8 protein-coding genes are annotated in these 12,286 nt (G+C 69.7%); 4 read left to right on the forward strand and 4 right to left on the reverse strand.

The window, feature by feature from the left end; genetic code table 11:
* Both ACYSUO_RS05515 and ACYSUO_RS05520 read right to left on the reverse strand, forming a co-directional pair.
* Positions 1-1,467 carry an MFS transporter gene (locus ACYSUO_RS05515; RefSeq protein WP_461774849.1) on the reverse strand — a complete coding sequence of 489 codons (1,467 nt, stop codon included), beginning with the start codon at positions 1,465-1,467 and terminating at the stop codon, positions 1-3.
* Between the two features lie 92 nt (positions 1,468-1,559).
* Complete coding sequence (locus ACYSUO_RS05520; RefSeq protein WP_461774850.1) at positions 1,560-2,747, reverse strand: epoxide hydrolase family protein; 1,188 nt, start codon at positions 2,745-2,747, stop codon at positions 1,560-1,562.
* An 84-nt stretch (positions 2,748-2,831) separates the two neighbouring features.
* Between ACYSUO_RS05520 and ACYSUO_RS05525 the strand changes: the two genes are divergently transcribed.
* Positions 2,832-3,407 (forward strand): CGNR zinc finger domain-containing protein, encoded by a 576-nt coding sequence (locus ACYSUO_RS05525; protein ID WP_461774851.1) that lies wholly within the window; start codon positions 2,832-2,834, stop codon positions 3,405-3,407.
* Between the two features lie 9 nt (positions 3,408-3,416).
* Here the strand turns inward: ACYSUO_RS05525 and ACYSUO_RS05530 are convergent, their stop codons facing one another.
* Positions 3,417-4,646 (reverse strand): CynX/NimT family MFS transporter, encoded by a 1,230-nt coding sequence (locus tag ACYSUO_RS05530; RefSeq protein WP_461774852.1) that lies wholly within the window; start codon positions 4,644-4,646, stop codon positions 3,417-3,419.
* Positions 4,647-4,795: 149 nt separating this feature from the next.
* Between ACYSUO_RS05530 and ACYSUO_RS05535 the strand changes: the two genes are divergently transcribed.
* Together ACYSUO_RS05535 and qcrB are read left to right on the forward strand one after the other, a co-directional pair.
* Positions 4,796-5,497: a FadR/GntR family transcriptional regulator gene (locus tag ACYSUO_RS05535; RefSeq protein WP_461774853.1), complete on the forward strand. Its 702-nt coding sequence runs from the start codon at positions 4,796-4,798 to the stop codon at positions 5,495-5,497.
* 96 nt (positions 5,498-5,593) lie between these two features.
* Positions 5,594-7,252, forward strand: a complete 1,659-nt coding sequence (gene qcrB / locus ACYSUO_RS05540) for a cytochrome bc1 complex cytochrome b subunit (RefSeq protein WP_461774854.1) — start codon at positions 5,594-5,596, stop codon at positions 7,250-7,252.
* 45 nt (positions 7,253-7,297) lie between these two features.
* Here qcrB and ACYSUO_RS05545 read toward each other — a convergent pair whose 3' ends face one another.
* Positions 7,298-9,955 carry a glycoside hydrolase family 31 protein gene (locus tag ACYSUO_RS05545; protein WP_461774855.1) on the reverse strand — a complete coding sequence of 886 codons (2,658 nt, stop codon included), beginning with the start codon at positions 9,953-9,955 and terminating at the stop codon, positions 7,298-7,300.
* 137 nt (positions 9,956-10,092) lie between these two features.
* On the opposite strand from ACYSUO_RS05545, the gene ACYSUO_RS05550 reads away from it, so the two are divergent.
* Positions 10,093-12,282, forward strand: coding sequence for an MGH1-like glycoside hydrolase domain-containing protein (locus ACYSUO_RS05550; RefSeq protein WP_461774856.1), 2,190 nt, complete (start codon positions 10,093-10,095; stop codon positions 12,280-12,282).
* The last annotated feature ends 4 nt before the right edge of the window (positions 12,283-12,286 follow it).

Here is a 12,286-nt window from a genome sequence, read left to right on the forward strand (position 1 = left end):
TCACGTGGCGGCGACCTCCGGGATGCGCTCCTTCACCAGCGCGTAGAGGACGACCGCCACGGCCATCACCCCGGCCGCCGTGAACACACCCGCGGCCCAACTGCCCGTCGCGTCGCGCAGCACACCGCTGACGACGGGGCTGGCCACCGCGCCGATCTCCGCGACCAGGTTGAACAGGCCGAACAGCGAACCGCGGTCCTTCTCCGGGGCGAGGTCGCCGAGGATGCTGTGCACGATCGGCTGGAGCGCGTTGAAGAACAGCCCCGAGCAGAACAGGATCATGCCGAGCAGCAGCAGCGACGGGTCGCCGTTCAGGACGCTGACGCCGAACGCCACCGCGAGCACCGTGTGCACCGCCGCGCACGTCACGGCGAGCGGCTTGCGCCCCTTGCCCGCGCGCACCCGCCGGTCCGCGATCCAGCCGCCGACCGGGAAGCCGATGATGCCCGCGCCCGCGTTGAACGCCGCGGTGAGCGCCGCCGCGCCCAGGCTGCTGTGCGCGGCCTCCGCGACGATCTGCACCGACCAGAACGAGAAGAACCACAGGTTCCACATCACGGCGATGAAGCCGATGTAGATCAACCAGACGTTCCGGTTGAGGAGTTCGGAGCTGCGTCCCGTGCGCACGATGCCGCGGATCACGAGCGTCACCATGATCAGGAACAGCACGCCGGAGCCGACCGCCGTGAGCCAGTCCGGCCAGCTGAACTCGTCGGCCAGCAGGAAGAGTCCGGTGATCGCGACCGCCGCCGGGATCGAATAGCCGATCAGCCGCAGCGCCGGCGGGCCGAGCCGCAGCGGCCGGTCCCCGCGGCCCCGGAAGAACGTCCACGTCGCCGCCGCCACCAGCAGCGACACCACCCCGAACACGTACAGCGGCATGCTCCACGCGCGGCCGCCCATGCCCAGCGTGCCGCCCCAGTCGATCAGGTGCGGGGTGGCGACGATGCCGACGGTCAGGCCGATGGACAGGCCGGACAGGACGACGCCGAGGCCGATGGTGCGGCGGGCCGCGGGCGTGTGATTGATGACCAGGACACGGTCGTTGGAGTAGAAGACACCCTCGCCGAGCCCCGTGAGCACGCGCGCCACGACGAAGCCGATGAGCCCGCCGGTCAGCCCGGAGACCAGGGTCAGCAGGCCCGCCCACAACAGGGACACGACGAGCATCTCGCGGTGGCCGTAGCGGTCGCCGAGCCGGCCGCCCGCGTACTGCGTGAGCATGTAGCCGGTGAAGAACATCGAGCCGATGAGCCCGCCGAGCGTCGCCGGGTTCGAGGCGTCACCGATGAAGCCCGCCTTGTTCTCGATCATCCAGGCGACGACGGGCCCGGTGACGGTGCGGTCCGCGTAGCTGATCAGCCAGCCCGCGAGCAGGAAGCCCCACAGGTGGGTGTAGTGCCCCGAGAAGAGCGCGCGGCTCTTGGCTTCGGTGGCTGTACGTGTTGGAGCGCCGGTTTCCGACATGGGTCCCCCTGGACACTGGGCAGCGGGAAAGCGCTTGCCAAGATCGCAGAGGCGTGACGGCAGGTCAACGGTTCGGCGGCACCCAGTTGTGTTTACCGACGGGCGGCCAGCACCGCCGAGAGTCCCTCTCGAAGGTCCTTGACGAAATACTCGGGAACCTCAAGGGCCGGGAAATGTCCGCCCTTTTCGGGCTCGCTCCACCGCACGATCTGCCGGAACCGCTCCTGCGCCCACGGCCGCGGGCACTTCTCGACGTCGCGGGGATACGCGGTGATGGCCGCCGGGACGTCGACCCGAAGTTCGGGGTCCAGCGCGTTGTGGCTTTCGTAGTAGATGCGGGCCGCGGACGCTCCGGTCCGCGTCAGCCAGTACAGGGTGACGTCGTCAAGAATCCTGTCCATGGGAATCGTCTCGAACGGGCTGTCCTCGGTGTCCGTCCATTCGGCGAATTTGTCGAGGATCCAGGCGAGCAGCCCGACCGGTGAGTCGACGAGCGCGTAGCCGATGGTCTGCGGCCGGGTCGCCTGCTGCTTCGCGTACGCCGCGCGGTGGCGCGTGCCGGTGCCCAGCCAGAAGTCCCGTGTCTCCTCGGCCCATTGGCGCTCGGCCGGCGTCAGCCCCTCCACGCTCGCCCCGGGCAGTCCTTCCGCGAACGTGGTGTGGATGCCGAGAACGTGCGCCGGGAACCGACCGGCGAGCACCGTGGTGATGTTGCCGCCCCAGTCGCCGCCATGGGCCAGGAACCTGTCGTAGCCGAGCCTTCCCATCAGCTCCACCCAGGCGGCCGCGATCTTCTCGGTTCCCCACCCGGTGGTGGCCGGCCTGTCGCTGTAGCCGAAGCCGGGCAGCGAGGGAACCACGACGTGGAACGCGGGCGCGTCCGTGTCCTTCGGATCCGCCAGCTCCTCCACGACATCGGTGAAGCGGGCGACGCTGTCCGGCCAGCCGTGCGTCAGGAGCAGGGGAGTCGCGTCCGCCCGCGAGGACCGACGGTGCAGGAAGTGGATGCCCAGACCGTCGATGGTCGTGCGGAACTGGCCGATCGCATTCAGGCGCTCCTCGAACGCCCGCCAGTCGTACCCGGTGCGCCAGTGGTTCACGACGTCGACGAGGTCGGCGAGCGGGACGCCCTGTTCCCACCGGCCCCGGCCGGGCCCGGCGTCGCGGACCGTCTCGGCCTCAGGCAGCCGCGCCGCGGCCAGCCGCGCGCGCAGATCCTCGAGGTCGGCGTCGGTCGCGCGGGCTTCAAATGCTTGTACGTCGCTGGTGGGGCGGGGCATGAGAGACCTCCTGGCCATCGCGGAACCGGCTAAGACGGTTCTAGCAGGAGTCCGGAGCATGCGGCAACCGCCTAAGGTGGTTCCATGCCTGCTGGATTTCCTGACTTCCGCCTCGGCAACGTGCTCGCGACCAGCTTCACGGGGACCCTCTCGGAGCGTCGTGGCAGCGCCGTGGAGCGGATTCCCGTGCCGCAGCGACTCATCGACTGGCTGGCGGTGTACGGCCTCGCCGTCGACTCCTGCTCCCTCGCCGAGCTCGACCTCGCCCGGGAGCTGCGGGAGGCGATCCACGCCGCCGCGACGGCGGCCGCGGTCCGGGACCCGCTCCCCGCGTCCGCTGTCCAGGTCATCAACGACCGCAGCGCTCAGGGCCGGGCGGCGGCCGTCCTGACGCCCGAGGGAGAGCGGCGCTGGCAGCTCGGCCCGGACTCCCGCGTGGAGGACGCCCTCAGCGTGATCGCGGCCGACGCGATCGGCGTCATCTCGGGCGAACGGGACGGGAAGCTGGCCTTGTGCGCGTCGCCCACCTGCCGGGCAGCCTTCTTCGACACCAGTCAGAGCCGCACCCGGAAATGGTGCGACATGAACACGTGCGGGAATCGCCAGAAGAAGGCGCGTTTTCATGCCAACCAGCGCAAGGGCGCCGGCTCGGCGGGCTGAGCGGAGGGGTCACGCCTCCAGGTGGCGGGCCCGCCCCGCGCCCACGCCCGCGAGCCCCATCGGCACGCACAGCACCGCGAGCATCACCAGCGGCACCGTCCAGCCGCCCGTCGCGTCGTGCAGCGCGCCGAGCAGGAACGGGCCCGCGGCGGCGAGCAGATAGCCCACGCTCTGCGCCATGCCGGACATCTCCGCGGCACGCGCGGCGTCGGGGGAGCGCAGCACGATCACGGCGAGCGCCGTGCTGATCAGCAGGCCGCAGCCGAAGCCCTGCATCAGCATCCACGCGTACGCCCCGCCGACCGGCACCACCAGCAGGCCGAGCACGGAGCCGAGGACGAGCAGCGTGCCGGTGAGGGCGAGGGCGACCTGGTTCGACGACCTGCCGACGAGCGCCGTGAAGGCGAGCGAACCCGCGATGCCCGCGAGGCTCATCACGGACAGCATCCACCCCGCCTGCGTACCGTCCATGCCCTCGCTGGTGAGCATCGCCGGGATCCACGCGGCACACGCGTAGTACTGGAGCGACTGGAGGCCCATGAGGAGCGTGATCTTCCAGGCGAGCGGTGAACGGCGCAGTGGCGTACGGGCGTTGGCCTCCTGCGTGCTCGTCGTGGGCGGCGCGTCCGAGCGGCGCAGCTGGGGCAGCCAGAGGGCGAACGCGAGCGCGGAGAGCACGGCCCAGACGCCGATCGCGCCGCGCCAGCCGAGGCCGAGCGCGTCCCCGAGCGGCACGGTCACCCCGGCCGCGAGCGCGGCGCCGCAGAACAGGGCCACCGAGTACAGGCCCATCATCAGGCCGGTGCGGCGCTCGAAGTTGCGCTTGATGACGCTCGGCACGAGGACGTTCGAGAGGGATATCGCCGCGCCGATGAGAACGGTTCCCGCGAACAGTGCGGGCAGGCCAGGTGCGAGGCGGAGCGAGATGCCCGCGGTGAGCAGCGCCATCATCGCGCCGAGCGCCCGCGTCATGCCGATGCGCCGCGAGAGCTTCGCCGCGAACGGGGCGAGGAGGCCGAAACAGAGGATCGGCAGCGTGGTGAGCAGCCCTGCCAGTGAGCCGCTCAGCCCGGTGGAGTGCCGGATCGTGTCGAGCTCGGGCGAGACGGAGACGACGCCGGGCCGGAGGTTCATGGCGATGAGGAGGATGCCGGCGGCGAGGAGGGGGCCTGCCGCCGTTGCGGCGGCCATCGGCTTCGCGGCGGCGGTTGGGGTGGATGTGGGGGCACTGTGCGGCATGCGACCCAACGTAACATCCCATGTTTCTGCTCAGGGAGTGCACGCAAACCATTGGTAAGTCCGCAAGAACCCCTATATCGGGCTGGCCAGCGCCCCCATACATGGGATATTTTTGCCCACGTATCCCGTGCAGCGAGAAAGGTCACCCCGTGCCCGCACCAGCCAAGCCCGGCGCCACCCTGGTCCAGCGCACCATCGGCCGGATCGAGCAGCGCATCGAGCGCGGCGAGTGGGCCGTCGGCGACCGCATCCCGCCGGAGGGGCAGCTCGTGGAGGAGTTCGGCGTCGGCCGCAACACCGTGCGCGAGGCCGTCCGCGCGCTGTGTCACACCGGGCTCCTTGAGGCCCGGCGCGGCGACGGCACGTACGTGCGCGCCGCGAGCGACCTCAACGCGGCGCTCCAACGCCGCCTGCGCCGCGCCGAGTTGAAGCACATCCTCCAGGTCCGCCTCGCCATCGAACGGGAGGCGGCGCCCGCCGCCGCGGCCCACCGCGGCGAGGCCGACCTCGCCCGCATCCTGTCCGCCCTGCTCGCCCGGCACCGCGCCGAGGAGAGCGGGGACCCGGCCGCGTACGTCGAGAAGGACGTGGAGTTCCACCGGGCCGTCGTCGCCGCGAGCGGCAATCCGCTGATGACCGAGCTGTACGAGAGCATCGTCGAATCGGTGCGCGACAGCATCGCCTCGCTGCGCCCGAGCTGGACGCCCGAGCTGCCCGGCGCGAGCGCCCACGACGACCTGGCGGACGCGATCGCGCGCAGCGACCCGGAGGCGGCGGCCAAGGCGGCCTGGGCGCACACGCTGACCGTGGAGGCGGCGATGGAGCGGATGGAGGGGGCTCAATTGCGTTAACACGCAACGGAATTGACTGCTCGTCGCCCCCTGTCGGTGCCACCTCCGCGCGCCCTACTCTGACGAGAGCCTCAACGGCCTTGTAGGGGGAGTCGTATGAGCGATGACAGCGAACGCACACGAGGCGACGCGCGCCGCCCGGACCCCCCGGGTTCCGGTGAACGCCTCGCCGACTGGGCGGACGGCCGGCTCGGGATCTATCAACTCGCCAAGTCCCAGATGCGCAAGGTCTTCCCGGACCACTGGTCCTTCATGCTCGGCGAGATCTGCCTCTACAGCTTCATCATCCTCATCCTCACCGGCACCTTTCTGACCTTCTTCTTCGATCCGAGCACCCAGGAAGTCATCTACGACGGCGAGTACGTCCCGCTCAAGGGCATCCGGATGACGCAGGCGTACGAGTCCACGGTGCGCATCAGCTTCGAGGTGCGCGGCGGGCTGCTGATCCGTCAGATCCACCACTGGGCGGCGCTCGTCTTCGTCGCCGGCATGATGGTGCACATGATGCGCGTCTTCTTCACGGGCGCGTTCCGCAAGCCGCGCGAGCTCAACTGGGTTTTCGGCTGGACCCTGTTGTTCCTCGGCATCATCACCGGCCTGACCGGCTACTCGCTCCCCGACGACCTGCTGTCCGGCACCGGCCTCAAGTTTGCGCAGGGCGCCGTGCTCTCGGTGCCGATCGTGGGCACGTACCTGGCGATGTTTCTGTTCGGCGGCGAGTTCCCCGGCGACGACTTCATCTCCCGGCTCTATCCGATCCACATCCTGCTGCTGCCGGGCATCATGCTGGGCCTGGTGGCGCTCCATCTGATCCTGGTCTTCTACCACAAGCACACCCAGTTCGCGGGGCCTGGCCGCAGCGAGAAGAAGGTCATCGGGGCGCCCTTCTTCCCCATCTATGTGGCTAAGGCCGGCGGCTTCTTCTTCCTGGTTTTCGGGGTGCTCGCGGTCCTCGGCGCGGTGGCGACGATCAACCCGGTGTGGGCCTTCGGGCCGTACAGAACGGATATCGTCACGACGGGCGCGCAGCCCGACTGGTACCTCGGCTTCTCCGAGGGGCTCATCCGTGTGATGCCCGCGTGGGAGATCAACGCCTGGGGTCACACACTGCAGTTGGGTGTCTTCCTCCCGTTCACGCTGTTCCCGGTGATCCTGTCCTTCATGGCGGTGTATCCGTTCCTGGAATCCTGGATCACGGGCGACAAGCGCGAGCACCACGTGGCGGACCGCCCGCGCAACAAGCCGGTCAGGACCGGCATCGGCGTGGCCTGGCTGACGCTGTACGCGGTGCTGCTGATCGGCGGCGGCAACGACATCGTCGCGACGCAGCTGCACCTGTCGATCAACGCCATCACCTGGTTCGTGCGCATCAGCTGCTTCGTGGCACCCGTCCTCGCGTTCATCATCACCAAACGGATCTGCCAGGGCCTGCAGCACCGCGACCGTGAGAAGGCGCTGCACGGCCGCGAGTCCGGGCAGATCAGGCGGTTGCCGCACGGAGAGTTCATCGAGGTCCACGAGCCGCTCACGCGGGCGGAGCTGTACACCCTCAACCAGCACGAGCAGCCCACGGCCTACGAGTTGGGGCCACGGGTCGACGCGAACGGGGTGGAGCGGAAGTTCACCATCCGGCAGCGGGTGCGGGCCCGGCTCGCCAAGGCGATGTTCGGCCCCGGCACGTACGTACCGAAGGCAACGCCCGAGGAGTACCAGGCGCTGCACTCGGGGTGGCACGAGTCGGAGCGGGTGGACTGAGCGGGCGAGGGGCCGGTCCACACCCGTGGACCGGCCCCCTTGCCGTCAGGTGCTCAAGCGCACCGTGAATGCCTTGTCCGTTGGCAGTGCCGCCGTGCGGACCGTCGTCACATGCGTTTTCTCGTCGTACGACCATGAACTCCCGGCCAGAGAGCGGCCGTTCACGGTCACACGCTCGGGCGCCCCGCCCCCGTGCACCGTAAAGCTGTACGCGCGCTCACTCACCTTGCCCGCGTAACTTCCCTTACTCGCCCCGACGTTGATGACGGAGCCTCGCTTGTCGGTGTCGACGGTCACCCGCTGCGTGGCCGACGCGCCGTCCTTGAACTTGCGGGTCACGCCGTCGTCCTCGTACAGCGTGTACGCGCTGTGGCCGGGCTCCGACGCGTAGACATCCCAGCCCAGTTGGCCCTTGTCGCGGTTCTTCCACGACGTCGTCCCCTTCGGCCACATCGGCACGATCGCCCCGGACTTCACGAAGAGCGGGAGCGTGTCGATCGGGGCGTGGTAGCCGTCGACGGTGGTCGGGCCCTTGTACTGCTTGCCCGTCCAGTAGTCCGTCCACGTGCCCTTCGGCAGATAGATGCCGTCGCGGGTGTCCGAGTGCTTGTAGACCGGCGCGACGAGGAAGTCGTCGCCCGCGAGGTACTCGTACTTCGCTTGCGCCCCAAGGGTGTTGGCGTCGTCCGGGTACTCCAGCCACAGCGGCCGTACGCCGCCGACGCCGGTGTCCGAGGCCTGCTTGGCGAGCGTGTAGAGGTACGGCATCAGGCGCTCGCGCAGCTGCAGATACTTGCGGTTGATGGAGGTGTACGGCTCGCCGTCCACCCACGGCTGCTGGTTGATCTTCTCGCCGGTGGTCATGTCGCGGGCCCAGCCGTCCATCGTCATGACGGCCGGCAGGAACGTCTTGGCCTGCAGATCACGCGCGTACATCTTCGCGTCGTGCGAGTAGATCGAGCCGATGTCACCGGTGTTGTAGGCGATGCCGGACATCGTCGCGCCCGCGTACGTCGGGATCTGCCAGCGCACGAAGTCCCACGACAGCTTCTGGTCGCCGGACCACAGGACGCCGCACCGCTGGGCGCCCGCCCACGACACCGGCATCCAGACGAACCCGCGGGCGTCGCTGTTGTCCTCGATGCCGGCCTTCGCCTTGTCGCAGGCGTCGAGGGCCATCCCGTAGCCGTTGCCGACCCAGGCGACGTCCAGCTTGGCGACGCGCTGGCCCGCCTTCACCTGGTCGGCGAGCTTGTCGATGCCGTCCTGCGTCCACAGCCCGAGCTGGGCATTGTGGTCCTGGAGGCCCTTGGCGGTCTCGGCGAGGTTCTCGTACCCGCAGCCGTACCCGTCGTTGACCAGCATCCAGCCGAGCGGCATCTGGTTGTTCACGTATCCGTCGGCGACCTTCAGGGAGTCGAGGGTGTGGCGCTCGCCCTGGTTGGCGTTGTGCAGATAGCAGTCGGCGTCGCCGGGTTCGAGGCCGTAGACCGGCGGCATGAACGGCTTGCCGACCAGCGACGTGTACTTGCCGATGACCTTCTTGGCGTCACCGAGGAAGTAGTAGGCGTCCAGCCGGCGTTCCTGCTGGCCTGTGTGGACCGAAGGGCCGAAGTCGTAGACACCAGGGGCGAAGGTGTTCCGGTAGGCGCCGTAACCGGCTGAAGAGAGGTAGAACGGCTGGGAGTTGGGGTAGCCGCCCTCGTTCCAGTCGGTGTTGTTGGCGACGTGGACCGTCTTGTCGCGGTGGGAGAAGCTCCCGTTCTGCTCACCGCCACCGAAGAACTGCTCGTCCTTCGCACGCTCCAGGCTCTGCCGCATCCCGCCGGTGGACCAGCGCAGCGGCTTGTCCTCCTGCCAGATCCGCGTCCTGTTGTCGGCCTTGTAGAGCCCGAAGCGCAGCGGCTTCTTGTAGACGCGCAGAACGGCGTCGGCGGACCGGATGCCGTAGTAGGCGCCCGCGTCGAAGGACGTCGTGTGCGGGTCGCGGGCGGGCTGCTCGCGCACGATCCGGTCGCCTGCCGGGTCGCTGAAATCGCCCGACGGGTCGGCCTGCAACCGCAGTTGACCACCCTTCAGGAAGTCGGCCTTCGCCTTCAGGTCCCCGGCGGCGATGGTGTAGCTGCCGTCGTCCCCCTTGAAGGAGGTGAGGTTCCCGGCGTCCGTCGTCTCGGGCAAGTAGGCCTTGCCGACGAAGGAGTTGTCGTGCACGTCGTACGGGACGACCACCACGTGGTACGTGCCGTCCGCCTTCGGGATGACGGTCGCCTCCGGGTCGGCGGTGCCCGCGCTCGACGCCACCTGCTTGCCGGCGTCGTCGTAGACGTACATGTCGAAGTCGTCCTTGGGCTGCTTCGCCCACTCGATGGAGACCGGAACGCCGCCCTCGGGGTTGTCGTCCCAATACCCGTCGGGGACCGACACCTTGAGGTCGAAGCGGTCGCAGGTCTTCCCGTCCGGGTCCTCGGCCGCCGACGGACACTTCTTGGGGTCGTCGACCGTGCCGGACGCGTAGGTGGGGCTCTGCCAGGTGACGCTCTTGTGCTCGGCGTCGAGCACACCACTGCCCGGCGTGGCCGCGCCCGCTTCGTGCGCGGGGGCGGTGAGGAGCGCCGCCGCGAGGGCCGCGGTGGTCCATGCGGCCAGGGCGCGGGCTCTTCGGTGGGCCCGGTGATACGGCTGTTCTTGGTGCAGTCTTCGCATGAGGTGCGTCTCCGCTCAGAACGACCAGTCGGTGTTTACTTGTGCGTGAAACTCCTTGCGCGCGTGCACGATTGCGCACAGAGTCAGGGTTGAAGATCCCGCTCTCGCAGGTTCATGTCAACAGGAGGTGCCGCCTCGTGACCGCCCATCAGCCCGCACGCCGCCCCGCCCGCGCAGCCCTCGCCGCCCTCCTGCTCATCGGCGGAGCCGGTCTCGCCGCGCCACCCGCGTCCGCCGCGCCGCGCCCCGCGCCCGACTACGCCGACGTCCTCGACCTGCACGGCACCCCGCAGGCCGCGTTGCCGGGGGATGCCGAGGACAACAACCCCATCAGCACCTTCTCGGACCGCGGCGCCTGGCACTCCTACGCTCTGCCGAAGGCCGGGGACCGTGCCGCGTACGGCGGGTTCAGCGGGCCGCTCTACATCGCGCAGGAGTACCCGTGGTGGCTGAGCAAGTCGTTCAGCCGGATGCGGCTCAGCGAGGGTGGACGCACGCTTGGTCTCGCCGCCGGTGGCACGCCCCGCTTCACCTCGAAGCCGGGGCGCCTGATCCAGTCGTACGACCTCGGGCGCGGGCTCTCCCTCACCCTTGAGCTGCGGTTCGCCACCAACCGGACGGCCTTGGTGCGCGCGGAGGTGCACAACAGAGGCTCGAAGGCCCGCACGCTCGGCGCCGACTGGAGCGGCAGTCTGCTGCGGCCGAAGAAGGCGCCCATGCACGACGCGCCCGCCCTGAAACCCACCGGGCACGGCGTCGGTGTCGACTTCGCCAAGGTGCGGGAGAAGTGGGACTACCTCACCGACGGCACCGAACGCTTCGAGGTCACGCACAAGGACCCCGTGCGCACGACCGTCGACGGTGACAAGTACCGGACCGAGGCCGCCTCGCCGGTCACCCTCGCCCCCGGCGCCGCGCACCGCTTCGACTGGACGGAGTCGTACACGTTCACCGACGCCGAGCGCACCCGCGAGGCCCGGCGGGCACGCGCCGTGCTGGCCGCCCCGCAGGCCTACGCCACCGCCGGTGACGCCCGCTGGCGCGGCTACGTCGCCGGGGTCACGCGCGGGGTGCCCGCCGAACGGCGCCGTACAGCCGTGAAATCCCTGGAGACCCTCGTCACCAACTGGCGTTCCGCGGCAGGGCAGATCAAGCACGACGGCGTGACGCCCTCCATCTCGTACAAGTGGTTCACCGGAGGTCTGTGGGCCTGGGACAGCTGGAAGCAGGCCGTGGGCACCGCCCGCTTCGACCCGGAGCTCGCCGAGTCGCAGATCCGGTCCATGTTCGACTGGCAGATCACCGCCGGGTCGAAGACCCGGCCGCAGGACGCGGGCATGGTCCCCGACGCCGTCTTCTACAACGACCCCACGCGCGGCGGCGGCAACTGGAACGAGCGCAACTCCAAGCCACCGATGGCGAGTTGGTCCGTGTGGGAGGTGTTCGAGAAGAGCGGCGACCGGGCCTTCCTGCGCGAGCTGTATCCGAAGCTCGCCGCCTACCAGACCTGGTGGTACCGCAACCGGGACCACGACCACGACGGCCTCGCCGAGTACGGCGCCACCGTCGACCCCGCCAACGACTCGACCGAGGAGCGCCGCCTCGCCGCCGCCTGGGAGAGTGGGCTGGACAACGCGCCGCGCTTCGACGCGAAGCTCGGCACCTCCGTCGTCGCCAACCACGCCGCCGACGGCACCCTGCTCGGCTACTCGCTCGACCAGGAGTCCGTCGACCTCAACGCCTATCTCGCCCAGGACCAGGCCTACTTGGCGCGCATCGCCGGCGCGCTCGGCCGCCCCGCCGAGGCCGCGAAATGGCGGAAGAAGGCGGACGACACGAACGCCGCTGTGCGGGCCAAGTTCTACGACCCGGCCGACGGCTGGTTCCACGACATCGCCCTGAAGGGCGGCGCGCCGCTCGCCGGCCGCGGCCGCGGCATCGAGGGCGCCGTCCCGCTGTGGACCGGCGCGGCCACCAAGGAGCAGGCCGCGCGCGTGCGCCAACGCCTTACAGAGCCGGGCGAGTTCGCCACCCACGTGCCGTTCCCGACCGTGTCGAAGGCGTCCCCGTACTTCGACTCGACGGCCTACTGGCGCGGACCCGTCTGGTTCGACCACGCCTACGTCGCGCTGAGCGGACTGCGCCGCTACGGCTACACCAAGGACGCCGACGACCTCACCGGCAAGCTCCTCGCCCACAGCAAGGGGCTCACCGGCGACCGCCCGATCCAGGAGAACTACGACCCGCTGACCGGTGCCCCGCTCAACTCGCCGAACTTCAGCTGGTCGGCGGCGTCCCTGCTGCCGATCCTGTCCGGCGAGCAGTGAACCG

This window comes from Streptomyces sp. UC4497, assembly GCF_054871485.1.

Excerpts from the sequence above, each read along its gene's own strand:
- qcrB (WP_461774854.1), top strand. The coding sequence starts at position 5,594 with ATGAGCGATGACAGCGAACGCACACGAGGCGACGCGCGCCGCCCGGAC.
- ACYSUO_RS05525 (WP_461774851.1), top strand. The coding sequence starts at position 2,832 with ATGCCTGCTGGATTTCCTGACTTCCGCCTCGGCAACGTGCTCGCGACC.
- ACYSUO_RS05520 (WP_461774850.1), bottom strand. The coding sequence starts at position 2,747 with ATGCCCCGCCCCACCAGCGACGTACAAGCATTTGAAGCCCGCGCGACC.
- ACYSUO_RS05530 (WP_461774852.1), bottom strand. The coding sequence starts at position 4,646 with ATGCCGCACAGTGCCCCCACATCCACCCCAACCGCCGCCGCGAAGCCG.
- ACYSUO_RS05545 (WP_461774855.1), bottom strand. The coding sequence starts at position 9,955 with ATGCGAAGACTGCACCAAGAACAGCCGTATCACCGGGCCCACCGAAGA.
- ACYSUO_RS05515 (WP_461774849.1), bottom strand. The coding sequence starts at position 1,467 with ATGTCGGAAACCGGCGCTCCAACACGTACAGCCACCGAAGCCAAGAGC.